Source organism: Streptococcus sp. 2018110, from assembly GCF_019754115.1.
Classification (GTDB): domain Bacteria; phylum Bacillota; class Bacilli; order Lactobacillales; family Streptococcaceae; genus Streptococcus; species Streptococcus hashimotonensis.
The window spans coordinates 106,085-132,166 of record NZ_JAIJZO010000001.1; the positions used below are offsets into that span (position 1 = coordinate 106,085).

General features: G+C 41.1%; 24 protein-coding genes. 23 read left to right on the forward strand and 1 reads right to left on the reverse strand.

The genetic code is table 11. The features are described 5' to 3' along the window. Positions 1–7 precede the first annotated feature (7 nt). From dapB to lepA, 13 genes are all read left to right on the forward strand, one after another. The gene (dapB, locus tag K5Q34_RS00525) at positions 8–775 is read left to right on the forward strand and encodes a 4-hydroxy-tetrahydrodipicolinate reductase (RefSeq protein WP_221864341.1); all 768 of its coding nucleotides are present in this window, start codon (positions 8–10) and stop codon (positions 773–775) included. Then, positions 772–1,983 carry a CCA tRNA nucleotidyltransferase gene (locus tag K5Q34_RS00530; protein WP_208572673.1) on the forward strand — a complete coding sequence of 404 codons (1,212 nt, stop codon included), beginning with the start codon at positions 772–774 and terminating at the stop codon, positions 1,981–1,983. Before dapB ends, K5Q34_RS00530 begins: the two co-directional genes overlap by 4 nt. After that, on the forward strand, positions 1,976–3,844 hold the full coding sequence (locus tag K5Q34_RS00535) for an ABC-F family ATP-binding cassette domain-containing protein (RefSeq protein WP_205027444.1): 1,869 nt from the start codon (positions 1,976–1,978) through the stop codon (positions 3,842–3,844). The genes K5Q34_RS00530 and K5Q34_RS00535 overlap by 8 nt, the downstream gene beginning before the upstream one ends. Further along, the gene (locus K5Q34_RS00540) at positions 3,845–4,180 is read left to right on the forward strand and encodes a hypothetical protein (protein WP_205027445.1); all 336 of its coding nucleotides are present in this window, start codon (positions 3,845–3,847) and stop codon (positions 4,178–4,180) included. It abuts the gene before it with no gap. Between the two features lie 91 nt (positions 4,181–4,271). Then, on the forward strand, positions 4,272–5,231 hold the full coding sequence (locus tag K5Q34_RS00545) for an ROK family glucokinase (RefSeq protein ID WP_024390350.1): 960 nt from the start codon (positions 4,272–4,274) through the stop codon (positions 5,229–5,231). Between the two features lie 125 nt (positions 5,232–5,356). Continuing rightward, positions 5,357–5,635: a hypothetical protein gene (locus K5Q34_RS00550; RefSeq protein WP_002934968.1), complete on the forward strand. Its 279-nt coding sequence runs from the start codon at positions 5,357–5,359 to the stop codon at positions 5,633–5,635. A gap of 11 nt (positions 5,636–5,646) precedes the next feature. Next, a complete protein-coding gene (locus tag K5Q34_RS00555; protein WP_024417934.1) occupies positions 5,647–5,949 on the forward strand; it encodes a hypothetical protein in 303 nt (100 codons plus the stop codon). Positions 5,950–6,000: 51 nt separating this feature from the next. After that, complete coding sequence (locus K5Q34_RS00560) at positions 6,001–6,840, forward strand: thymidylate synthase (protein WP_221864342.1); 840 nt, start codon at positions 6,001–6,003, stop codon at positions 6,838–6,840. A 205-nt stretch (positions 6,841–7,045) separates the two neighbouring features. Then, positions 7,046–7,558 (forward strand): dihydrofolate reductase, encoded by a 513-nt coding sequence (locus tag K5Q34_RS00565; RefSeq protein WP_221864343.1) that lies wholly within the window; start codon positions 7,046–7,048, stop codon positions 7,556–7,558. Positions 7,559–7,755: 197 nt separating this feature from the next. Further along, a complete protein-coding gene (gene clpX, locus K5Q34_RS00570; protein ID WP_002934974.1) occupies positions 7,756–8,982 on the forward strand; it encodes an ATP-dependent Clp protease ATP-binding subunit ClpX in 1,227 nt (408 codons plus the stop codon). 53 nt (positions 8,983–9,035) lie between these two features. Continuing rightward, positions 9,036–9,623 carry a ribosome biogenesis GTP-binding protein YihA/YsxC gene (gene yihA, locus K5Q34_RS00575; RefSeq protein ID WP_014638915.1) on the forward strand — a complete coding sequence of 196 codons (588 nt, stop codon included), beginning with the start codon at positions 9,036–9,038 and terminating at the stop codon, positions 9,621–9,623. 22 nt (positions 9,624–9,645) lie between these two features. Then, the gene (gene ndk, locus K5Q34_RS00580) at positions 9,646–10,059 is read left to right on the forward strand and encodes a nucleoside-diphosphate kinase (protein ID WP_221864344.1); all 414 of its coding nucleotides are present in this window, start codon (positions 9,646–9,648) and stop codon (positions 10,057–10,059) included. Positions 10,060–10,154: 95 nt separating this feature from the next. Beyond that, positions 10,155–11,987 (forward strand): translation elongation factor 4, encoded by a 1,833-nt coding sequence (gene lepA / locus K5Q34_RS00585; RefSeq protein WP_105151301.1) that lies wholly within the window; start codon positions 10,155–10,157, stop codon positions 11,985–11,987. 46 nt (positions 11,988–12,033) lie between these two features. Here lepA and K5Q34_RS00590 read toward each other — a convergent pair whose 3' ends face one another. After that, a complete protein-coding gene (locus K5Q34_RS00590) occupies positions 12,034–12,216 on the reverse strand; it encodes a 4-oxalocrotonate tautomerase (protein ID WP_002934978.1) in 183 nt (60 codons plus the stop codon). Positions 12,217–12,350: 134 nt separating this feature from the next. Between K5Q34_RS00590 and K5Q34_RS00595 the strand changes: the two genes are divergently transcribed. The 10 genes from K5Q34_RS00595 (at position 12,351) to K5Q34_RS00640 (ending at position 26,023) form a co-directional block, all read left to right on the forward strand. Next, positions 12,351–13,664 carry an excalibur calcium-binding domain-containing protein gene (locus K5Q34_RS00595; RefSeq protein WP_167787238.1) on the forward strand — a complete coding sequence of 438 codons (1,314 nt, stop codon included), beginning with the start codon at positions 12,351–12,353 and terminating at the stop codon, positions 13,662–13,664. Between the two features lie 382 nt (positions 13,665–14,046). Beyond that, positions 14,047–14,628: a thymidine kinase gene (locus K5Q34_RS00600; RefSeq protein WP_012028098.1), complete on the forward strand. Its 582-nt coding sequence runs from the start codon at positions 14,047–14,049 to the stop codon at positions 14,626–14,628. Positions 14,629–14,899: 271 nt separating this feature from the next. Continuing rightward, positions 14,900–15,979 carry a peptide chain release factor 1 gene (gene prfA / locus K5Q34_RS00605; RefSeq protein ID WP_105154735.1) on the forward strand — a complete coding sequence of 360 codons (1,080 nt, stop codon included), beginning with the start codon at positions 14,900–14,902 and terminating at the stop codon, positions 15,977–15,979. After that, positions 15,979–16,812 (forward strand): peptide chain release factor N(5)-glutamine methyltransferase, encoded by an 834-nt coding sequence (prmC, locus tag K5Q34_RS00610; RefSeq protein WP_202845798.1) that lies wholly within the window; start codon positions 15,979–15,981, stop codon positions 16,810–16,812. The genes prfA and prmC overlap by 1 nt, the downstream gene beginning before the upstream one ends. Then, complete coding sequence (locus K5Q34_RS00615) at positions 16,799–17,407, forward strand: L-threonylcarbamoyladenylate synthase (RefSeq protein WP_202845799.1); 609 nt, start codon at positions 16,799–16,801, stop codon at positions 17,405–17,407. The genes prmC and K5Q34_RS00615 overlap by 14 nt, the downstream gene beginning before the upstream one ends. Next, entirely contained in the window at positions 17,404–17,835 is a 432-nt protein-coding gene (locus K5Q34_RS00620; protein WP_202845800.1) for a GNAT family N-acetyltransferase, read from the forward strand. Before K5Q34_RS00615 ends, K5Q34_RS00620 begins: the two co-directional genes overlap by 4 nt. 23 nt (positions 17,836–17,858) lie before the next feature. Then, positions 17,859–19,118, forward strand: coding sequence for a serine hydroxymethyltransferase (gene glyA, locus K5Q34_RS00625; RefSeq protein WP_172011589.1), 1,260 nt, complete (start codon positions 17,859–17,861; stop codon positions 19,116–19,118). Beyond that, positions 19,118–20,092, forward strand: a complete 975-nt coding sequence (locus tag K5Q34_RS00630) for a nucleoid-associated protein (RefSeq protein WP_015646852.1) — start codon at positions 19,118–19,120, stop codon at positions 20,090–20,092. Before glyA ends, K5Q34_RS00630 begins: the two co-directional genes overlap by 1 nt. Next, positions 20,093–20,692 (forward strand): lysozyme family protein, encoded by a 600-nt coding sequence (locus tag K5Q34_RS00635; protein WP_002934990.1) that lies wholly within the window; start codon positions 20,093–20,095, stop codon positions 20,690–20,692. Between the two features lie 336 nt (positions 20,693–21,028). Further along, positions 21,029–26,023, forward strand: a complete 4,995-nt coding sequence (locus tag K5Q34_RS00640; RefSeq protein WP_202845801.1) for a starch-binding protein — start codon at positions 21,029–21,031, stop codon at positions 26,021–26,023. Positions 26,024–26,082 lie beyond the last annotated feature (59 nt).

Sequence of the window (26,082 nt, forward strand, 5' to 3'; positions counted from 1 at the left end):
AGTTTGCATGACAATTAAGGTAATTATCGCAGGATTTAAAGGAAAAATGGGCTCAACGGCTGTTGAGATGGTCAAAGGTGACGCAGATCTTAGTCTGGCTGCCTTGGTGGATCCATTTGCGACAGAAACAGAAGTGGACGGAGTTCCTGTTTTCAAGACCAAAGAAGAAGTTGCCAGCCTAGAAGCTGATGTATGGGTGGATTTTACAACGCCAAAATTTGCCTATGAAAATACTCGCTTTGCCTTGGAAAATGGCTTCGCACCTGTGGTTGGAACGACAGGATTTACCCCTGAAGAAATTGAAGAATTAACCACCTTGTCTGCTGAGAAGGGTTTGGGTGGCTTGATTGCTCCTAACTTTGCCATTGGGGCTATCTTGCTCATGCAGTTCGCAGCACAGGCAGCCAAGTATTTCCCGAATCTTGAAATCATCGAACTACACCATGACAAGAAGAAGGATGCGCCGAGCGGAACAGCTGTCAAAACGGCAGAACTCATTTCCCAAGTCCGTCAGTCACAGACTCAAGGTGTAGCAGATGAAGAAGAACTGATTGCTGGTGCTCGCGGTGCAGAATTTGACGGCTTCCGTATCCATTCAGTACGCTTGCCAGGCCTTGTTGCCCATCAGGAAGTGATTTTTGGGGCACAGGGAGAAGGCTTGACCATCCGTCATGACTCTTACGATCGCATTTCCTTTATGGGCGGTGTCAACCTCGGCATTAAAGAGGTAGTCAAACGCTCACAACTCGTTTATGGTTTGGAACACTTATTATGAAATTAAACAATCTGCCTTCTGAGTTTCAGGAGGCTTTGCCGATTTTAGAGAAAATTAAAGCAGCTGGTTACGAGGCTTATTTCGTTGGCGGTTCCGTTCGTGATGCCATTCTCGGTAGGCCTATTCATGATGTCGATATTGCGACATCCAGCTACCCTCAGGAAACGAAACAAATCTTTTCACGGACTATTGATGTTGGAATTGAACACGGTACGGTGTTAGTATTAGAGGGGAAAAAGGAGTATGAAATCACGACCTTTCGGACAGAGGAGGAGTATGTCGACTTCCGCAGACCGAGCCAGGTTTCTTTTGTGCGTTCCTTAGAAGAGGATCTCAAACGCCGCGACTTCACGGTCAATGCCTTTGCCCTTGATGAAGAGGCTCAAATCGTTGACCTCTTTGATGGGATGACTGACTTAGAAAGCCGTACCCTACGGGCTGTAGGCATCCCGGCTGAGCGTTTCAACGAAGATGCCCTCCGTATCATGCGTGGATTTCGCTTTGCGGCGACCTTGGACTTTGAGATTGAGCCGACGACATTTACAGCTATGGTTGAAACCGCACCTCTCTTGGAAAAAATCTCTGTAGAACGCAGTTTTATCGAGTTTGATAAACTTTTGATGGCGGATTTTTGGCGAAAAGGCTTGCGCGCTATGATTGATTCCAAGGCTTATGATTTCTTGCCTGATTTAGCTGGAAAAAGTGATGAATTAGAGACCATGCTAACAGGTCTGACAGAGGAATTTCGCTTTTCGACTTCTGAACAAGCTTGGGCCATGCTCTTTGTCTGCCTAGGTATTGATAACATCAAATCCTTCCTGAAAAAATGGAAAACCAGCAATGATTTCCAACGAAGCGTAATCAAGTTGGTAGAGATTTATCAGCTTCGCCAAGCAGGACCTGTTACCAAGCAAATCTGTTTCAAGTATGGCAAAGAATTCTTGTACTTGGTAGAGGAACTCCGTCAGGCACAAGGTCTTGTTACAGATTTTGCAGCAATTGACAAGATTGACCAAGCCTTGACTATCCATGACAAGCATGAAATTGTTGTCAATGGTGGTCATCTGATGAAGGCATTTGACCTCAAACCAGGTCCAGTATTAGGAGAACTACTCAAAGAGGTGGAATTCCAGATTGTGGAAGGACAGCTGGAAAACGAAGAGCAAGCGATTATGACATTTGTGAAAGGAATCTTAGAGAATGAGTGATTTTATCGTTGAACACCTGACTAAATCTGTCGGAGATAAAACGGTCTTTGCAGATCTGTCTTTCATCATTCATCAGGGCGACCGAATCGGGATTATTGGGGTCAATGGTACTGGAAAGACGACTTTGTTGGATGTTCTGTCAGGTCGCATCGGTTTTGACGGAGACGTGTCGCCTTTTCGCACTAAAAATGCCTATAAAATTGCCTATCTGACCCAGGAACCTGATTTTGATGACAGTAAGACAGTTTTAGACACCGTTCTTTCATCTGACCTCCGTGAAACCCAGCTGATTCGCGAATACGAATTGCTCTTATCTCATTACGATGAAGCCAGTCAAGCAAGACTGGAGAAAGTCATGGCAGAGATGGATTCTCTCAATGCTTGGGAGATTGAAAGCCAGGTTAAAACAGTTCTTTCAAAACTAGGTCTAACAGACCTCAACAAAACTGTTGCTGAGTTATCAGGTGGTCTACGTAGAAGAGTGCAATTGGCCCAAGTCCTCCTTGGCAATGCTGACTTGCTCTTACTGGATGAACCGACCAACCACCTGGACATTGATACTATTGAGTGGTTGACGACTTTCTTGAAAAACACTAAAAAGTCTGTTCTCTTCATTACCCACGATCGCTATTTCTTGGACAATGTAGCGACACGGATTTTTGAATTGGACCGCGCCAGCTTAACCGAGTATCAGGGGAATTACCAGGACTATGTTCGCTTAAAGGCAGAGCAGGACGAGCGAGATGCCGCCCTTCGACATAAGAAAGAGCAACTTTACAAGCAGGAGTTGGCTTGGATACGCAGACAACCTCAAGCTCGTGCTACCAAGCAACAGGCTCGTATCAATCGTTTCCATGACCTCAAAGGCGATTTAGCCAACAAGATAGACGATAGCGAACTGGAAATCAATTTTGAAACCTCTCGTATCGGCAAAAAAGTTATCAACTTTGAAAATGTCAGCTTTTCCTATCCTGACAAGCCAATTTTAACGGACTTTAACCTGCTCATTCAAAACAAGGACCGCATCGGTATTGTTGGTGATAATGGTAAAGGAAAATCTACCTTACTCAATCTCATCGCAGGTGATTTGGAGGCAGACAGCGGTAAAGTAGATATTGGTGAAACCATCCGTATCGGTTATTTTTCTCAGACCATCAAGGGCTTGGATGAAAGCAAGCGGGTCATCAATTTCTTGCAGGAAGTGGCAGAAGAAGCTCAGACGACATCTGGTATGGTTTCTATCGCAGAACTCTTGGAACAATTCCTCTTCCCACGTAATACCCACGGTACCTTGATTGAAAAGCTATCAGGTGGGGAGAAGAAGCGGCTCTACCTGCTGAAAATTCTCTTGCAACGACCCAATGTTCTCTTACTAGATGAGCCGACCAACGACTTGGACATAGCGACTCTGACAGTCTTGGAACATTTCTTGCAGGGCTTTACTGGTCCAGTCATTACCGTTAGTCACGACCGTTATTTCCTAGACAAGGTAGCCAATAAAATCTTGGCATTCGAAGATAGCGGTATTGAGACCTTCTTTGGCAACTACACAGACTATCTGGATGAGAAGGCCTTTCTGGCTTCCAGCTCTGCCATTTCCTTGGAAAAAGCAAAGGAGAAAAGCGAGAAGGTCAAAGAGAACAAGAAGCGGATGTCCTATTTTGAGAAGCAGGAATGGGCAACCATCGAAGAGGATATTGCTGACTTGGAGGAGCGGATTGCGAAAATCGAGGCGGAAATGCTGACCTGTGGTAGTGATTTTACAAAATTGTCCGATTTGCAGAAGGAATTGGATGAGAAAAACGACCTGCTCTTGGAAAAATATGAGCGGTATGAGTATCTGAGCGAGTTGGAGGGCTAGATGAAAATTCTTGTCATGTCATATATGGTCGTCTATCTCTTGGTGACCTTGGGAGCGGCTCTGTTTAGCTATCTAAAGACAAAAAAAATGAATACATTGCGCTTGGTGTTAACGGTCTTATCCATGCTCTTGCTGGCTGTCACGCTTTATTTTTATAGTCAGTCTTATCATGATCTTCAGATGGTTGGATTTGCTCTAGGATTTACCTTTATTTCTACTCTTTTTCTCTATAATGGAACAAAAGAAGGTAGTAATTTTACGACAGTTATGCTCTTTTCCATTGGAAGGTTTATCTTGCATATTCAATTTTTAACTTTGCTCTATCTTTTCAGATAGGGTATTTTTTATCCGTACAAATTCATGCAAAGGCTTTACGCAAACCTTTGCATTGTGTTATAATAAAGAAAATACATTTGAGGTGATGATTATGTCTAAAAAAATTATCGGTATTGACTTGGGTGGTACATCTGTTAAATTGGCCATTTTGACTACTGAGGGAGAAATTCAAGAAAAATGGTCCATCAAGACAAATATTTTAGATGATGGAAGTCATATTGTTCCAGATATTATTGACAGTATCAAGCATCGATTTGAAACTCATGGTTTGACAAAGGATGATTTCTTGGGAGTTGGTATGGGTTCTCCAGGTGTCGTTGATAGCGAAGCCGGTACTGTTATCGGTGCCTATAACCTCAACTGGAAAACCTTGCAATTGGTTAAAGAGCAGTTTGAATCTGCCCTTGGTTTGCCATTCTTTATCGACAATGATGCAAACGTAGCGGCCCTTGGTGAGCAATGGGTTGGTGCTGGAAACAACAATCCAAACGTTGTCTTTATGACGCTTGGTACAGGTGTCGGCGGTGGTGTCATCGCTGCTGGAAACTTGATTCGTGGGGTCAAAGGTGCTGGTGGTGAATTGGGCCATATCACAGTTGACTTTGATGAGCCATTTGCATGTACTTGTGGTAAGAAAGGTTGTCTAGAAACAGTTGCTTCAGCAACAGGTATTGTCAATCTCAGCCGTCGCTATGCTGATCAATACGCTGGCGATGCAAAACTGAAACAAATGATTGACGATGGTCAAGATGTAACGGCTAAGGATGTCTTTGATTTGGCAAAAGAAGGCGATGATTTGGCTTTGATTGTCTACCGTCACTTCTCAGAATACCTAGGTGTTGCTTGTGCAAACATTGCTGCAGTCCTCAATCCTGCCTACATCGTTCTGGGTGGCGGTGTATCAGCTGCAGGAGAGTTTTTATTGGATGGTGTTCGCAAGGTCTTTGCTGAAAATAGCTTCCCACAAATCAAGGAAAGTACACAAATTGTCTTGGCAACACGTGGTAATGATGCAGGTGTATTGGGCGCAGCATCACTCGTCTTGAAATAATCGTTCAAAGCAGAGTTCCCTCTGCTTTTTTAAAATCCGCCGTCACAATTTCTTTATATACATATATTGAAAAATGTAGTATTTAAGCGTACAATGAAAGTGTAAAGAGAAAGGAGTGGCACCTTATGAAACAGGTAAACATGTCTAAAATAATCAACTATCTGACCATTCTTGGTTTATTGATTTTGTTATCTGCCTTTTTCCTTGATAACTGGATTCGTGACTGGTTTTTCCCGTCTAGCTGGGGAAACGTAGCAACCATGTTGATTCTCCCTCTACTGGGGACTCTAATTCTTATACTATCTATCTATTATAAAAAATTGTGGACTGGTTTGATTAGTATCTTCTTAATGATCTCATTTCCTCTGATATTCGGTATTGGCTACTTTATATTTGGTCCCTAGAAGGAGCAGTTATGAACCTGACTTTACTAAAAAGATTAAATCTAGTTTTGTATGGTATCGCAATTTTTCTCATCGTCATGCTATTTTTACCAATAGGCCAATGGTTTGATATTGTAAATGTGAATTTTAAACTAACATTTTTCATCATTCCCTTTTTCGGTCTCGCTAGTTTACCAACGGCTATTTACACTAAAAATGTTCGTCAGATATTGTTAAGTGTTCTCTTGGTTGCCTTGTATTTTATATTGTTCAGCCTAGTAACTGCCCTTTCTGGTCTGTTTCAGCTCAACCTCTACCCCTTGCTATATAAATGAGAACTCCAGTGCAAACTGGAGTTTTTTCTCAGAACATGCTATACTAAACTCATGACTAAAGCAGATATTATTTTTAAAGAAAACATTCGTAAGATTATGGAAGAGGGCGTTTTTTCAGAAAATGCTCGTCCACGTTACAAGGATGGAAATGTAGCTAATTCCAAGTACGTTACAGGCGCCTTTGCTGAATATGATTTGTCTAAGGGCGAGTTTCCTATTACAACACTTAGACCTATTCCAATTAAGTCGGCCATCAAGGAAATTCTCTGGATTTACCAAGACCAGACCAATGATTTGTCGGTTTTACAGGAAAAATACGGTGTCCAGTATTGGAATGATTGGGAAGTTGAGGGAACTGGCACAATCGGTGAACGTTACGGTGCTATTGTGAAAAAACATGACATCATTTCCAAGATTCTCAAACAATTGGAGGAAAATCCATGGAATCGCCGCAATGTGATTTCATTGTGGGATTATGAAGCGTTTGACCAATCTGCTGGTCTCTTGCCGTGTGCCTTTCAGACTATGTTTGACGTTCGACGAGTGGATGGGGAGATTTACCTGGATGCAACTCTAACTCAGCGGTCAAATGATATGCTAGTAGCCCATCATATCAACGCTATGCAGTATGTAGCCCTTCAGATGATGATTGCTAAACATTTTGGCTGGAAGGGTGGGAAGTTTTTCTATTTCATCAACAATCTTCACATCTATGACAATCAGTTTGAACAAGCTGAAGAATTGCTCCGCCGTACACCATCTGAAGTAGAGCCTCGTTTAGTGCTCAACGTCCCAGACGGAACAAACTTTTTTGATATTAAGGCAGAAGATTTTGAGTTGGTGGACTATGAGCCGGTTAAGCCGCAACTCAAATTTGACTTGGCGATTTAACTGGATTAGCAGTGAAGAACTTCGTTCTTTAACCTCATCTCTTTATTTTTAGGCTCGTGCTGAAACTGGCTCCGAATTCGTGTTTTGCCAAGCTCACACAATTTTGGAGCCAGTTTCAGCATTATAAAAATTTGCACTTGGCCTACTTGGTAAGTGCATTTTTTATGAATTTTTGATAGAATGATAGGACGGAAAGTGAGAGAAAATGACAAAGAAAATTGTTGCAATCTGGGCTCAAGATGAAAATGGATTGATTGGAAAGGGAGATAAACTACCTTGGTCTTTACCTGCAGACATGGCTCATTTTAAAGAAACGACAAGTGGTCATGCCATGGTGATGGGACGTATAACCTTTGATGGCATGGGAAAACGTGCACTTCCAAATCGACATACCTTAGTATTGACCACCGATAAAAGCTATCAAGTGGAGAGTGATCGGGTCACAGTCCTACATGGTGTTGAAGAAGTTCTGGACTGGTACCACCAACAAGAAGGAACCTTGTTTGTCCTTGGTGGTGGACAAATTTTTACTGCCTTCGCACCCTACATTGAAGAATTGATTGTGACAGATATTCAGGGGCATTTTGAAGGTGATAGTTTCTTCCCAGAAACTTTTCCAATGGAAGAATTCCAGCTACAAAGTGAACAGTTTCGTCCAAAAGATGAAGCCAACCCCGTTGATTTCATCATAAAAAACTATAAAAGAAGAGAGAAATAGGCATGGAGAGAAGTTTATTCGGTTTGTTTACAGCATTTCTATGTGGAATATGCGTTCTTTGTGCAATTCAAGCCTTTAAAAAGAAACGATTTGGTTTAGCGATATTATTTTTATTGAATGCTTTTACCAATTTAGTCAATAGTATCCATGCCATTTATGGATTTTTATTTAGATAAGAGATATGAAAGAGGAAACACATGGCTGTTAAGCATACACATGAGCTAATCTATTGCTCATTTTGCGGAAAAAATCAAGAAGAAGTTAAAAAAATTATCGCTGGGAACAATGTCTTCATTTGTAATGAATGCGTGGAACTAGCACAGGAAATCATTCGTGAGGAACTGGCAGAAGAAGTCTTGACAGACTTGGCCGATACGCCAAAGCCACAAGAATTACTCAATATCCTGAACAACTACGTCATCGGACAGGATCGTGCAAAACGTGCTTTAGCAGTAGCCGTTTACAACCACTACAAACGTATCAATTTCCAGGATAGCCGTGATGAGAACGATGTTGATTTGCAAAAATCTAACATCCTTATGATTGGCCCGACTGGTTCAGGAAAAACCTTCCTAGCTCAGACCTTGGCTAAAAGTTTGAATGTCCCGTTTGCTATTGCTGATGCGACCGCTCTTACTGAGGCGGGTTATGTTGGTGAAGACGTAGAAAATATCCTCCTCAAACTTTTGCAGGCTGCAGACTTTAACATCGACCGTGCAGAACGAGGAATTATCTATGTGGATGAAATTGATAAAATTGCCAAAAAAGGTGAAAATGTGTCCATTACCCGCGATGTATCTGGTGAAGGTGTCCAGCAAGCTCTCCTAAAAATTATCGAGGGAACTGTGGCAAGCGTACCACCACAAGGCGGACGCAAACATCCAAACCAAGAAATGATTCACGTGGACACCAAAAATATCCTGTTTATCGTTGGCGGTGCATTTGATGGTATCGAAGAAATCGTCAAACAGCGTCTCGGTGAAAAAATCATCGGTTTTGGTCATAATAATCGTGCTATTGATGAAAAAGAATCATACATGCAACATATCATTGCAGACGATATTCAAAAATTCGGTATCATTCCAGAGTTGATTGGTCGCTTGCCTGTATTTGCAGCCTTGGACCAATTGACAACAGAGGATTTGGTACGCATTTTGACGGAACCGAAGAATGCTCTTGTAAAACAATACCAGACACTCTTGTCTTATGATGACGTGGAGCTTGACTTTGATGAGGACGCCTTGTTAGCCATTGCAGAAAAAGCAATTGAACGTAAGACTGGTGCTCGTGGACTTCGTTCCATCATTGAAGAAACGATGTTGGATGTCATGTTTGAGGTGCCAGGCCAAGATAACGTTAAACGTGTTCGTGTAACAAAAGCAGCAGTAGACGGTAAGGAAAAGCCTTTACTGGAAACTGCTTAAAAATAAAGGGTAGAAACTGATTGATTTCTACCCTTATTTATGAAAGGTATAAAATGGAAATCAATACACATAATGCTGAGATTTTGCTCAGTGCTGTTTCAAAAGCCCAGTATCCTGGCGATGACATTCCAGAAATTGCCCTTGCCGGGCGATCTAACGTTGGAAAGTCCTCATTTATTAATACTCTTCTAGGAAGAAAAAATCTTGCACGTACGTCAGGAAAACCAGGAAAGACTCAACAACTCAATTTTTATAATATAGATGATAAAATTCGATTCGTAGATGTTCCAGGTTATGGCTATGCTAAAGTATCCAAAACTGAGCGTGCTAAGTGGGGCAAAATGATTGAAGAGTATTTGACGACACGAGAAAATCTACGTGTTGTGGTGAGTTTAGTAGACATGCGTCATGAGCCATCAGCAGATGATGTTCAAATGTATGATTTCTTGAAATATTATGAAATTCCTGTTATTATTGTGGCAACGAAGGCTGATAAAATCCCACGAGGAAAGTGGAATAAGCACGAATCGATGATTAAAAAGAAATTGGATTTTGATAAAAATGATCAATTCGTTATCTTTTCTTCTGAGACTCGTCACGGATACGATCAGGCATGGGATGCTATCTTAAGCAACATCTAATAAACAGTTCAGGAGAAAAATCATGGAACGTACTTTCATCATCATCAAACCAGATGCTCTTAAGCGTGGACTTGCGGGACAAATTCTTTCACGTATCGAACGCAGGGGATTTCAAATCCAAGATTTAAAAATGGTTACAGCGACAGAAGAGCTAATCAGTCAACATTATGATCATTTGACCGATAAACCTTTCTTCCCGCAATTAGTACAATATATGACGAGCGGGCCGATGATAGCTGGTATTATAGAAGGGCCAGAAGTTATCAAATCTTGGCGAGATATGATGGGAGCTACCAATCCAGTAAACGCCCTACCTGGGACTATTCGTGGAGATTTTGCGACAGCGCCCGTTGAGGGAATTGTGGCAAATGTCGTTTATGGCTCAGATAGTGCAGAAGCAGCCGAACGTGAGATCGGTCTTTGGCTGGGAAAATAGCAGAGCAGACACCTAGTTTTCTAGGTGTTTTTCTTATGGAAAATTATCACTAAATCTGATATAATGAGGAGTAATACCCTTGTAGAGGAAGAAACATGAATTTAGAAGATTTGAAAAAACGACAGGAGAAAATTCGTAATTTCTCCATTATTGCCCACATCGACCATGGTAAATCAACCTTGGCTGACCGTATTCTTGAGAAGACAGAAACAGTTTCCAGCCGTGAAATGCAAGCTCAGTTGCTGGATAGTATGGACTTGGAACGCGAGCGTGGTATCACAATTAAACTCAACGCTATCGAACTCAACTATACAGCTAAAGATGGAGAGACATACATTTTCCACTTGATTGACACACCAGGACACGTGGACTTTACCTATGAAGTATCGCGTTCTCTTGCGGCCTGTGAAGGTGCGATTCTGGTGGTGGATGCTGCTCAAGGGATTGAAGCACAGACCTTGGCTAACGTTTATCTAGCCTTGGACAATGATTTGGAAATCCTGCCTATCATTAACAAGATTGACCTGCCAGCAGCAGACCCAGAGCGTGTTCGTCAAGAAATCGAAGATGTGATTGGTTTGGATGCTTCAGAAGCAGTGCCAACATCAGCTAAGGCAGGTATTGGTATCGAGGAGATCTTGGAGCAGATTGTCGAGAAGGTTCCAGCACCGACTGGCGATGTCGAAGCTCCATTACAAGCCTTGATTTTTGACTCTGTCTATGACCCTTATCGTGGGGTTATCCTTCAAGTCCGTATCGTCAATGGTGTCGTGAAGCCAGGTGATACCATCCAGATGATGAGCAATGGCAAGACCTTTGATGTAACAGAAGTTGGAATTTTCACACCAAAAGCCATTGGTCGTAATTTCCTAGCAGTTGGAGATGTTGGCTATATCGCAGCTTCTATCAAGACTGTGGCTGATACTCGTGTCGGTGATACAGTAACCTTAGCGGATAATCCAGCCAGTGAGCCGCTCTCAGGCTACAAACAGATGAACCCAATGGTCTTTGCAGGTATCTATCCAATTGATTCCAACAAGTACAATGACCTCCGTGAAGCCTTGGAAAAGCTCCAGCTCAACGATGCCAGCTTGCAGTTCGAACCTGAAACATCGCAGGCCCTCGGCTTTGGTTTCCGTTGTGGTTTCTTGGGCCTCTTGCACATGGATGTTATTCAAGAACGGATTGAGCGGGAGTTTAACATTGACCTCATCATGACAGCACCGTCGGTAGTCTACCATGTCAACATGACAGACGGTGAAATGATTGATGTAGCCAACCCATCTGAGTTCCCAGACCCAACAAAGATTGCTACTATCGAAGAACCTTACGTTAAAGCGCAAATTATGGTACCGCAGGAATACGTCGGTGCAGTCATGGAATTGGCTCAGCGGAAACGTGGTGACTTTGTGACTATGGATTATATTGATGATAACCGTGTCAATGTTATCTACCAAATTCCACTTGCGGAGATTGTCTTTGACTTCTTTGACAAGCTTAAGTCATCCACTCGTGGTTATGCCAGCTTCGACTATGAGATTTCTGAATACCGTTCATCCAAGTTGGTGAAAATGGACATTCTCCTCAATGGGGATAAGGTCGATGCTCTCAGCTTTATCGTCCACAAGGAATTTGCCTACGAACGTGGGAAAATCATCGTTGATAAACTCAAGAAAATCATTCCTCGTCAACAGTTTGAAGTGCCAATCCAAGCTGCTATCGGTCAGAAAATCGTGGCCCGTAGCGACATCAAGGCCCTTCGCAAAAACGTTTTGGCCAAGTGTTATGGTGGTGACGTTTCCCGTAAACGCAAACTCCTAGAAAAACAAAAAGCCGGTAAGAAACGGATGAAGGCAATCGGATCGGTAGAAGTGCCACAAGAAGCCTTCCTCAGCGTTCTCAGCATGGATGAAGATGATAAGAAATAATCTTGATACAAAGAAACACTCCTGCATTGTGCAAGAGTGTTTTCTCTTATTTACGTTTCATTTCACCTTGTGGGTAGTAAGTCCCTTCAGGCATATCATTGATGAAGACATGAATGGCTTCTTTTGGCGCATTAGTATTACGAGATACAACTTCGGTAACTTCACGTGCTAAGGCAATCTTTTGTTCTTCTGTGCGTCCTTCAAACAAATCAATACGTACAAACGGCATATATTTCCTCCTTTATTTTTCGTTTATTGTACCATAGTTTTTATGATTCTCCAAGGATATTTTCATAAGATGTTGCAAAATATATTTATATTTTGTTATAATAATATCGCGATCAACAATAAGGAGAATGATTTATGTTTAAGAAAAAAGCAACTCAGATAGTTAGCGAAACGTCAATTAAAAAATCTAGAAAGTTTCTTAATCGGAAAACAGCAGGAATAACTGGTGGCGTCCTACTTACAACATTTATCGGTTCACAATTAATGACTGCTGAGCTTCCGAAAAAAGATGACCTTTATGGACAACAGTATGTAACAGTCGTAAAACATCTTCAGGAAGCAGGTTTTAAAAATATTCAGGGGGTGGAAATCACTGATTTAGAATTTGGAAAAATAGGTGAAAGCGATCTTGTCGAACTCGTCTCTGTTGACGGAGAAGATTGGAAGGAAGGACGGGCTTTAAAAAATATCCCAATTACAATCTCCTACCATGTTCCCAAAAAAGATGCCGTTGAATTCAACCTACCAGCTTCTAAAAATTTAGCAGATGTCGAGAAAGAGCTGAAAGATTCAGGTTTTAAACAAGTCGAACTAACTCCTGTTCTGCTAGTAGAAGAAGGCAATGCGGACAAAAAAGATAAGATTGATCGCCTTCAAATCGGAAATCACACCTATCAATCCAATCATTTTTACTCTACTAGTCTCCCTGTTACATTAACCTATTTTGACGTTAGCAAAGATAACATCAAACTACCAAAAAATCTAGCAGAGGCTAAAACAAAACCAGAGCTCGAAAAACAGCTAAAAACAGCAGGATTTACAGACATCAAGTGGACTGCTGTTGCAGACAAGGATAAAGCAAAGCACGAAAAAATTCAAAAAATTAGTCTAGGTGGCGCAGAGCTTCAGTTGCCCACCAAACAGGAGATTATCAGCAAAAAATCAACCCCCATTGTAATCACCTACTACGATTTCTCTAGCTTCGCTGAACTGCCATCATCCATTTCAACAAAAACAGCTGCAGATACTAAAAAATTGTTTACTGACGGTGGCTTTTCTCAAGTATCTGAAGTAGCAACAGAGACCAATGAAATTGCTAAAAATGGACAAATCATTGCGGTCGAGATTGATGGAAAATCTTTTAACGAGATGAACGATAAGGTCATCAAAAAAGATAGCAAAGTCATTATCAAATATTGGAACGCTGAAAAAGCTATTGCTGAGAAAGCACGTAAAGAGGAGGAAGAACGTCTTGCCGCCGAAGCGCAAAAAGTTGCAGAAGCAGAAGCACAAAGCCAAGTTCAGCAATTTGCTGCTACACCATCTCAAAACACATATTATCCAAATTGTAAGGCAGTTAGACAAGCAGGAGCTGCACCAATCTATCGTGGAGAACCAGGTTACGGTAGTCATTTAGACCGTGATGGAGATGGAGTTGGGTGTGAGTAAGAAAAACATTGACAGCGTTTACATATTTTGCTATACTATCCTTAAAGGAGGGATTACTCATGGCCTATAAATACCGTATGATTTTATCGTTCCTACTCGCTGGATTATGTTTGTATCTAGTAGCAACTGTTTTTGCCGAGAGTATATGGGAAGGACCTTTGTTTCTTGCATTTTCTTTTTACAGCCTAATATATGGTTGTGTTATGCTCTACAAGTGGAAACCAACGGCAGCTAAAATCATTTTTGAGTGTGTCGGAAATTTCTTATCATTCCCCTGGTCTTAATATCAAACAAGCTCAAAACGGGCTTGTTTTTCTATTTCCATAAGGACCATTTTATGATAAAATGGAAGGAGTGAAAATTTAAGATTGGAAAGAGAAAAGTGGCTCAATTATATTATAAATATGGGACAATGAACTCAGGAAAAACCATTGAGATTTTGAAGGTTGCCCACAACTATGAAGAACAAGGAAAACCTGTTGTTATCATGACATCTGCACTTGATACTCGTGATGCCTTTGGTGTTGTATCCAGTCGTATAGGCATGAGAAGAGATGCAGTGGCGATTGACGATGATATGGATATCTTTGGTTTTATTGAAAAAATGGAACCGCGTCCTTACTGTGTTCTCATTGATGAAGCACAATTTCTTCGACGTCATCATGTCTACGCACTTGCTCGCGTAGTCGATGAATTAGATGTACCCGTTATGGCTTTCGGTCTTAAAAATGATTTCCGAAATGAACTGTTTGAAGGTTCCCAACATTTGCTCTTATTGGCTGATAAATTAGATGAAATCAAAACAATCTGCCAATATTGTTCTAAAAAAGCGACAATGGTTTTGAGAACGCAGGATGGAAAACCTACTTATGAAGGAGAACAAATCCAAATTGGTGGCAATGAAACCTACATTCCTGTCTGTCGCAAACATTATTTTTCACCAGAAATTAAAGATTTACCCTAATTTTTGAAAATGAGAAGCGGCTGTAAACTGAGCATCTGTATAGAACTGAATTTGCCTATGACTCTGTGCCAATTTTCATGACTTACATATTACAGAAAGGAATTGAATACGGGCTACGAACTGTGCTTGTTTCATGACCGCATATTATAGAAAGGAAATGAACACGCCCTACAAGCTGTGTCAAAAAGATAATTTCTCCAAGTGTTTGTAACACTTGGTCGAAATTCCTATTTTGACTGTGCTTGCTTGACGGGCTTTGTATCTTAATTTTATGAACATCTACGATCAATTACAGGCGGTGGAGGACCGCTACGAGGAGCTTGGTGAATTGTTGTCTGACCCGGATGTGGTCAGCGATACCAAGCGTTTTATGGAGTTGTCTAAGGAAGAAGCTGCGACTCGTGATACAGTAACAGCCTACCGCGAATACAAGGTTGTTCTTCAAAACATTGTCGATGCAGAAGAGATGATTAAAGAATCTTCTGGTGATGCTGACTTGGAGGAAATGGCTAAGGAAGAACTTAAACAAGCTAAGGCTGACAAAGAGGCTTACGAAGAAAAGCTGAAAATCCTTCTTTTACCAAAAGACCCTAACGATGACAAAAACATCATCTTGGAAATCCGTGGTGCTGCAGGTGGTGATGAAGCTGCCCTATTTGCTGGAGACCTTTTGACCATGTATCAAAAGTATGCAGAAGGTCAAGGCTGGCGTTTTGAAGTCATGGAGGCTTCTTACAATGGTGTCGGCGGTATCAAGGAAGTGGTTGCCATGGTCTCTGGTCAATCCGTTTATTCAAAACTCAAGTATGAATCAGGAGCTCACCGTGTCCAACGTGTCCCTGTGACAGAAAGCCAAGGTCGTGTCCACACCTCAACAGCAACCGTTCTCATCATGCCAGAAGTTGAAGAAGTGGAATACGACATCGATCCAAAAGATCTTCGTGTCGATATTTACCACGCATCTGGTGCTGGTGGACAGAACGTCAACAAGGTTGCAACTGCCGTGCGTATCGTTCACTTGCCAACCAACATCAAAGTAGAGATGCAGGAAGAACGGACCCAGCAGAAAAACCGTGAAAAGGCCATGAAGATCATCCGTGCCCGTGTTGCAGACCATTTTGCACAAATTGCCCAAGATGAGCAGGATGCAGAGCGTAAATCAACTATCGGTACAGGTGATCGTTCAGAGCGTATCCGTACTTACAACTTCCCACAAAACCGTGTGACAGATCATCGTATCGGCTTGACCTTGCAAAAGCTGGATACTATCTTGTCAGGTAAGATGGATGAAGTCGTAGATGCTCTTGTACTTTACGATCAGACGCAAAAACTAGAAGAGCTTAACAAATAATGAATTACGCTCAATTATTTGCAGCATACGAAGAACAATTAGTCGCAATCGGTGAAGAAGCAGAATCCCTGTCCTTCACCTTTCGTGGCTTAAAGGGATTGAACTTTACGGAATTTCTCCTCCTGCTCCGTCAGGAAGTCACACCGACTGACAAAGAAGAGATTGATGCGATTTTTCAGCAACTTTCCCAGCACCGACCTGCCCAGTACATTATCGGCAAGGCTGATTTTCATGGCTTGGAGTTTGCAGTGGATGAGCGAGTCTTGATTCCAAGACCTGAAACGGAAGAATTAGTTGATTTGATTTTGCAGGAAAATAGCAGAGCAGGTTTGCGCATCTTAGACATCGGTACAGGAAGCGGTGCCATAGCTATTTCCCTTGCAAAAGCTAGACCTGATTGGGAAGTGGTTGCGGTTGATATTTCAAAGGATGCCCTGGCAGTGGCTCAAGAAAATGCAAGAACCAACCAAGTCTCTGTTCACTTTCTAGAATCGGATGTCTTGCAAGCAGTGAAAGGGCAATTTGACATCATTGTTTCCAATCCGCCCTACATCTCACCAGATGACACAGATGAAGTTGGACTCAATGTATTGACTTCTGAGCCACATCTGGCCTTATTTGCGGAAGAAGATGGCATGGCTATTTATAGACAAATTGCGGAGCAAGCAGGGACATTTTTGAAGGAGAATGGAAAACTCTACTTTGAAATTGGCTACAAGCAAGGGCAAGACCTAACTGACTTACTCGCTCTGCATTTCCCCAAAAAGCGAATTCGAGTCCTCAAAGACCAATTTGGACAGGATAGAAAGGTTGTCGCGGATGACAATGGATAAACTCCGAACAATTCTTGAAAATGGTGGTGCTGTTATCCTTCCAACTGAAACAGTCTATGGGCTTTTTGCCCAAGCCTTGAATGAAGATGCAGTCAATCGTGTCTATCAGTTGAAACAGCGTCCGAGGGATAAGGCAATGAACTTAAATGTCTCAAATCTGAACGATATTTATTTTTTCAGTCAAAATCCACCCCATTATCTGGAAAAACTGTATAATAGGTTTATGCCAGGACCGCTAACGATTATCCTGAAAGCGAACGATAACGTTCCTTTTTGGGTTAATTCTGGACTGGATACTGTTGGTTTTCGTCTTCCCAATCACGAACAAACCTTGCGTTTGATTTCAGAGACTGGCCCACTTATTGGGCCGTCCGCCAATATTTCAGGAAATGAAAGTGGCAAGAAGTTTTCGGACATCCAGGCACAATTTTCAGTTGATTTGCCTGGCATTGAGGATGACCAAGCTCTGACAGGTATTGATTCAACGATTTTGGACCTTTCTGGACAGAAAGCGCGGATTTTGCGCCAAGGTGCTATCAGCCGCGAAGAGATTCAGAAAGCCATTCCCGAAATAGAATTTGAGGTAGTGTTATGATTCGTCCCATTGAGAAAGGTGACTTGGTAGTCATCCGAGAAATCAATGCTCAATCCTTAGGGTATGATTGTTCATTGGAACAAACTGAGCGACAGTTTTTTAGATGCACGAGCACATTGGGGCATACCTTATTGGTCTATATAGATAACATAAGTGGCGCAGTGCAAGGCTACATTCACGCACAAGTCTATGAAAGTCTCTATTCGGATACAGGCCTCAATATTCTCGGACTAGCTGTTTTGCCTAGTCATCAAGGACAAGGGATTGGAGCAAGTCTGCTGAAAGCCGTTGAGCAAATTGCACAGAAAGAGGGCTACCATTTTATTCGCCTCAATTCTGCTGAAAGTCGTCTCCAAGCCCATCTTTTCTACGAAAAGAATGGCTATCACTCCGATAAAATGCAGAAGCGTTTTATCAAGCACATTTAGCCCAATACAAAGGAGTACCGCACATGATTTTTGACAAAGTTAACTACAAAGAATTTGATAAAGAAGTTTGGGACGCTATCCAAGCTGAAGAAAAACGCCAACAAAATAATATCGAATTGATTGCGTCTGAAAACGTTGTTTCTAAAGCTGTTATGGCAGCTCAAGGTTCTATTTTGACCAATAAATACGCAGAAGGTTACCCAGGTCGTCGTTACTATGGCGGTACGGAATGCGTTGACGTAGTTGAAAGTTTAGCTATTGAACGTGCTAAAGAAATATTCGGTGCAAAATTTGCTAACGTTCAGCCACACTCAGGAAGCCAGGCCAATTGTGCTGCCTACATGGCCTTGATTGAGCCAGGAGACACTGTTATGGGAATGGACTTAGCAGCAGGTGGTCACTTGACTCACGGTGCATCCGTTAGCTTCTCAGGACAAACTTACAACTTTGTCGCTTACAATGTTGATGAAGAAACTGGCTTGCTTGATTACGATGCAATTTTAAAACAAGCAAAAGAAGTACAGCCAAAATTGATTGTAGCAGGTGCTTCAGCCTATGCGCGTACAATTGACTTTGCTAAATTCCGCGAAATTGCTGATGCAGTTGGTGCAAAATTGATGGTGGACATGGCCCATATTGCTGGTCTTGTAGCTGCTGGTCTCCATCCAAACCCAGTTCCACACGCTCATATCACAACAACAACAACTCACAAAACACTTCGTGGACCTCGTGGTGGTTTGATTTTGACCAATGATGAAGAGCTCATCAAGAAAATCAACTCAGCCATCTTCCCAGGCATCCAAGGTGGTCCATTAGAGCATGTTATTGCTGCAAAAGCCGTATCTTTCAAAGAAGTTTTGGACCCAGCTTTCAAAGACTATGCTCAGAAAGTGATTGAGAACAGCAAGGCCATGGCCGAAGTCTTCCTTGCAAATCCTAACTTTAAAGTCATCACAGGTGGAACAGACAACCATCTCTTCCTCGTTGACGTGACCAAAGTTGTTGAAAATGGTAAAGTTGCTCAGCATCTCTTGGATGAAGTAAATATTACTCTCAATAAAAACTCAATTCCTTACGAAAAACTCTCACCATTCAAAACAAGCGGTATCCGTATTGGCTCTGCGGCCATTACTGCTCGCGGTTTTGGAGTAGAGGAAGCTCGCAAGGTTGCACAACTAACTATCAAAGCACTTGAAAATGCAGAAAATGAAACCGCTCTTGAGGAAGTCCGTCAAGAAGTGCGTGCTTTGACAGATCAATTCCCACTTTACGAAGGTTTATAATGGATATATTTGTAAAAAAAGCCATCATACATCAATTTAGTCCTGATGATACAGAGCTGGTCCTTGCCGACCAGCTTTTGACTGTTAGCCCAAAAATAGAAGAATATTTGCGTAAAAAGATTGAACGTGTCTTTTCTGATGAAGCAAAAACAGGACAATTTAACCCCGACAATCCTTTTCTTGACTATTTAGATGGTGACCTACTGACCAACTCTGTCAAGATTGCTAATCTCTGGAAAGAAGAATTTTCAATTTCTGAGAATTTAAAAACCAATGACCTCATTTTCATAGAGTTTGAACGAAATGGTGTTGAACATTTTGCCTTTTTGAGAATCTCACTGCGTGAAAATCTCGCCCACGTTGGTCTGGAAAGCGGAAGTCCTTTAAAAATCACCCAGAATAATTTACCTGGAGCGGGTTCAGCACCTGATGAAGCCTTGATTGTCAATCTTCAAACGCGGAAGTATCATTTGATTGAGAAAAGAATCAAACACAATGGAGCCTTCCTCAATTATTTCTCAGATAATCTTCTGCAAGTTACACCAGCTATTTCTGCAAAAAAATCAATCAAAGCAGTAGAGCAAACTGCACAGAAGATTGCTGACAATTTCCATCAAGGCGATTTTCAATTTCAATCGAAAGTCAAGTCAGCTATTTTCAACAATTTGGAAGAAGATAACGAGCTTTCACCTGAAAAATTGGCTGATCAGTTATTCGATAACAACCTGACTGCTCGTTTAAATTTCGTCGATCAACTGAAAGAGGTCATACCTGATAAGATTTCCTTCGATGAAATTGATAGTAGCCGTCAACTTAAGAAATTTGAAAATCAGAAGCTATCTTTATCAAACGGAATTGAGTTGATTGTGCCAAATGCAATCTATGAGGATGCAGAATCGGTTGAATTTATTCAAAATGACAACGGAACCTATTCTATTCTTATCAAAAATATTGAAGACATAAAGAGTAAGTAAATGAAAAAACTGATACGTACGCTGATACTTCTTTTGCTGATTTTTCTCGGTTACAAATTCTATCAAACCTACAGTGCAGTCAAGCAAGTGATGACCTATCAAACTATGGTACAAGAAGTATTGGCAGAAAACGACACACCAGCTAATGAAGAACTAGTCCTAGCAATGATTTACACAGAAACCAAGGGACAAGAAGCAGATGTCATGCAATCAAGTGAGTCCGCTACTGGCTATGCTAACACCATCACGGATAGTAGAGAGAGTATCCGGCAAGGAATTATCTACCTGACAGAAAACCTACGGTTGGCTGAGGAAAAAGGAGTAGAGGTTTGGACAGCAGTTCAGGCGTATAACTTCGGTCCAGCCTATATTGACTATATTGCTGAGCATGGTGGAGAACATACACTCTCTTTAGCGAAAGAATACTCCAGAACAGTAGTAGCACCAAGCTTAGGGAATACTACAGAAGAAACGTATACCTATTTTCATCCTTTAGCTTTGCTAAATGGTGGGAAGTTATATGTAAATGGTGGGAATATCTACTATGCTAGACAGGTTCGTTTTAATATGCACCTGATGCGCCTCATTAATTTATTTTAATACCTATCAAACTCATCGGAAATCTGATGAGTTTTTTTGTTCCTCCTTCAATAAAAATAGATAGCGGTATCAAAATCACTTCAAATTCCAGTTAAAATCTCGAGAAAGCGCGTCACTACTGGCTTTTTTAGATTTTTTACATATTTGAATTTTGCATACAAATATGCTACCATCTTTTTGCAACCGTTTGCATTCCGTGCATAATGACTAGATTTCAGAAGAAAGGAGAGAGAAAGTTCCTCTACCGTTAATGATGATTTATAGAATCGTTAGCCGTAGGTTATATAAAAAATGAAATGCAAGCGTTTTCTTTTAACAATTTTTTAGGAGGTTTATATGACTTATCAAAGTCAATGCAAGAGAAGGCTGTCTAAGTTAGTAAAAAAAGGGGTTAGCTTCACTCTGATATTATCCATGTTCTCTGGGATTGAACAGGCGCTTACTGTAACAAGAGTAAACGGAGAAACAGTTGTTACAAGTTCCAACCAGCAGGTTTCAATGAAAGATGGGACTATTTTGCATGCTTGGTGTTGGTCGTTTAATGCTATCAAAGAAAATATGGCGGCCATTAAAGAAGCAGGCTATACAAGTGTTCAAACATCCCCAATTAATGCTGTAGTTGTTGGGAATGGTGGCGATAAGAAATTTACAGAGCAATGGTATTATCATTATCAACCAACCGCCTATACGATTGGTAACTATCAGCTTGGGACTGAAGCTGAATTTATCGAGATGAATCGTGTCGCAGAGCAGTATGGTATAAAAATTATAGTTGATGCAGTACTGAATCATACTACTTCTGATTATAATGCGATCTCTTCAGAAGTTAAATCCATTACAAAATGGACTCATGGAAATACTAAAATTGAAAACTGGGGAAGTCGTTGGGATGTAACTCAAAACTCTCTGCTTCAGCTCTGGGAATGGAATACACAAAATCCAGAAGTACAACAGTATTTGTTGAAATTCTTAAAAAATGCAGTTGCTGATGGGGCTGATGGTTTCCGTTATGATGCTGCAAAACATATCGAATTACCAGGAGAATATCCAAACGAATTTGGTAGTAATTTCTGGAATGTTATATTAAATAATGGTACTGAGTTCCAATATGGTGAAGTGTTACAAGACAATATTTCACGCGATGCAGATTATGCGAACTTGATGAGCATTACTGCATCCCAATATGGACACTCTATCCGAGACATGCTCCGCAATCGAAATGTCCATGCTGGAAATCTTGGCAACTACCAAGCAGGAGTAGATCCATCTAAACTCGTACTTTGGGTCGAATCTCACGATACATATGCAAACGGAAAAACGGATAGTGAATCCGAATCAGCTTGGATGAGCGATGAAGATTTGAAACTTGGCTGGGCAATGATTACTGCACGCGCCAAAGGTACACCTCTATTCTTCTCACGTCCAGTTGGTGGCGGTAATGGTGTCCGTTTCCCTGAAAAAACTAAAATCGGTGATGCGGGTAGCAATCTTTATAAAGACCCTACGATTGTAGCAGTAAACAAATTCCATAATGCTATGGTTGGTCAATCAGAATATATTCGTAACCCGAATGGTGATACAACCGTTGCCATGATTGAACGAGGCACTCAAGGCGCAGTAATTGCAAACCTTTCCGACGGCGAGAAAAGCTTAAATACTGTGACAAAATTGGCAAATGGTACCTATAAAGACCAAATTTCTGGTAAAACCTACACCGTTTCGAATGGACGATTGGACGGTTCCATTGCCAGACGCTCTGTTTTAGTATTAACAAATGGTGAAAGTTTTGATAATCTAGCATCCTTGTCTGTCCAAGGGTACCAAGAAGGTAACCATAGCTTTTTGACAGATACATTAAATCTTACTTTGCAAACGTCTAATACAAGTGAAGCTACCTATTCAGTAAACAATGGTGCACCAATTAGTTTTGAAAATGGAAAAGTTATTACGATTGGAAGTCAAATTCAATTTGGTGAAACAGTAACGATTACCTTATCTGCAAAAAATGCTAAAGGACAGAAAGTTCAATCCGTTTATCGCTTTACAAAAGAAGATCCAAATGCTAATACAACAGTATACTTTGACAACCCCGAAAACTGGAGTCAAGTATATGCCTATATGTATAGCGGAAAGGATACCGTCTTACTCGATAAATGGCCAGGAACAGCATTGAATAAAGATAGCTCAACAGGTTATTATAGCATAGCTATTCCAAATTCATTTATCAGTAAAGGTGCCAAGGTATTGTTTACCAACAATCAAGGGGCCCAGTATCCACAAAGCGTAGGCTTTGAAGTAAAATCAAATGGTCTATATTCTCGTGATGGCTTTGTAAAAGTTGTTGAGAAACAAATTACTGAACCAGAAACACCTGCTACAACAGAACCAACAATCCTCTCAAGCCTAGCAAGTGGCAGTTCCTTTACAACTGAAACTGCTAAAACAAGATTGAGTTTAAAAAATGCAGTAAAAGGTGAGTATTCAATCGACGGTGGTGAGATAAAAACATTTACGGATAGTACGGAAGTGGTACTAGGTGAAGGTCTTGTTGGTAATAAAACCATTACTGTGAAGACAAAGGCCTACGCATCGGATGGTAGTAGCACAGAACAAACCTTTGCATTTGAAAAGAAATTTATTGTAAAATCTTCATCAATCCCATCCACTCCAAGTCAATCTTCAAGTCTGCCAACGCCATACTATACCACAAATGGTACTGGATACGGAAAAGAAAAAACAATTGTTATTGACGGTGATGCCAGTGATTGGACAGAAGATATGAAAATTGCCCAAAGCGCTGCTTGGGATGTGGCCAATCATTGGAAAGGGGGACATGAGAATAGTGTTCTTGACACCACTGGTCTGTATGCAGCTTGGGACAATGAAAACCTCTATCTGGGCTGGCAAATGGTCAATACTACTGATACCTGGGCACGTTCTGGAGATGGTCCTCTAAGCGATGGAGGACATGTGTTAGATGTTCCGCTTATCCTAGCTTTGTCAATTGATCCAGCTTCAACATCCATGTCCAATAAAAATACGAGTGGAGGATCTATCTGGGGACAACGAATGGGAATTGAGTTTGATACCCATGTTGATAAACTCCTTTATATGAGTGGCAAACCAGGATTAGGTACGCCTGCAATGTTTAGTGCTGTAGATGAGGATGGAAATACAGACTACACAGATGGTTGCGTTGGCTTCAAAGATGCTGGAATTCAGTACAAACTAGCGACTACAAATATCGATTCAACTATCTGGGGATTGAATCAATCCGACTCACCCGCAGACATTTTATCATCAAATTCTGACTGGATAAATTACAAAACCTATGTAGGTTCAGCAGGTAAACACGATACCAGCTTCGATTCATTCTATGAAATGAAAATTCCTCTATCTCAACTTGGAATTGATAAGAATTACTTAACCAACAATGGTGTAGGTGCAATGCTTTTAGCTACTCGTGGAGAATCAGCAATGGATTCAGTTCCATTTGACCCGTCCATGATTGACAATGCAACTGAGAGTTATTCAGCCGACCCAAGTACATCTGCTGAAAAAGAAGACATTGACCGTATCACAGTACCTTTTGCCAAAATTGGAACTGCAACTAATGCTACGGGTAACCAAACGCCACTTCAAGTCAACTTCGGTGCTGATATTTCAGGAAACCAGGTTGCTGGTCAGGAAAGAACCTTAACAGCAACAGCACATGGTGGTTCATCAGGTTATACTTATCAATTCTATGTCAATGACCAACTTATATCGACAGAAAAAGGTAAGAGCACAATTTCAGTGAAATGGACACCTTCTGAAGCAGGTACCTATACCATTAAGTGCACTGTAGCAGATACTAACGGCAATACTGTCACAAGTAAAAAAGATTACAGTGTAAGTGAACCTCAAACACCTATTATAAAACCTGCAGTGCTTGGAATAAAAGACCAATCAGCAAGTGAGATTACTATTGCAGATGCTATTGAACTGACCTTACAAGCCAATCAAGTGACAGATGCAACCTATCAAATCAACGAAAGGGATGCAGTTTCCTTTAACGATGGCGATACATTGACACTTGGTCAGGAGTTGGAAAATGGCGAATCGTTAACCTTGACGCTATCCGCAAAAGATTCAGTTGGTGAATCCGTGACGAAAATATTTACTATCACGAAGAAAGTAGCAGAAGTACCTAGTGAACCAACAGAAGAACCAGCTACTCAAACAACCATTCGCTTTGAAAATCCAGATAAATGGACGGATGTTTTTGTTTATATGTATAATGCCAAAGGCGAGAAATTGTTGGGAGCATGGCCAGGAACAAAGATGGAGAAAGCAGATACAGGTCTTTTTGCCATCACTCTTCCTACATCATATGAGACTGAAGGCGTAAAAGTACTCTTTTCTAACAATAAGGGGGCACAATATCCACAATCCGTTGGTTTCGAGTTTAAATCAGGCGGAACATACTCTAAAGACGGTCTAGTTCCTGAACAACCTGCTAGTGAGTTCAAAGAAGAAAGTGAAGAACTTCCAATTCCATTTGAAACACAGTATGTAGACAATCCTGAACTTGAAAAAGGACAGAAAGTAACTCGCCTTGAAGGTCAAGACGGAGTGAAGACAATAACTTACCGTTCAGAGTACATTGGTGGTCAACTTGTTGCTAAGACAAAAATCAGTGAAACTGTTAGCAAAGAGCCAGTAACACAAGTGGTTGAAGTCGGTACAAAAGTCCCAGACATTGAGCAACAAATTGCCAACCGTGTTTATTTCAACAACTCACAAGGCTGGTCTAAGGTCTATGCCTATGTTTATGACAATAAAGGCGTACCTCTTGTTGGTAATTGGCCAGGGCAGGAAATGAGTCAAGATGAGTATGGCTATTATATTGAACTTAACGAGGAATTTGATGGAGGAAAAGTTATTTTTAACAATCCTGATACGAAAGTTCAATACCCAGCACAAAATAAACCTGGTTATGATTTGGAACTCGGCCAAGTCTATGAAATAGATGGTAGTCATAGAGCAGTTTTGCCAGATCCAGTTGCTGAAGGTCATACTCGCATTACATTTGATAATCCAGGTGGCTGGGATGCGGCAAATGTCTATGCCTATTATGGCAATCCAATCCAAATGCCATTGGGTGCTTGGCCAGGACAGGCTATGCTGAAAGATAGCAAAGGCCATTTCTATATCGACTTACCAGAAGAGTATGCTAACTCTAATGTAAAATTATTATTTAATAAACCAAATACTCAAATTCAATTCCCAATTTCAGTAGGTTTTGACTTTGAGGTAGGTGGCCATTATACTAAAGATGGTCTAAAATAAATGAGTCCCCTTCCTAAAAAATAAGGTCCTCCAAAACGGAGGATCTTATTTTTCACTTC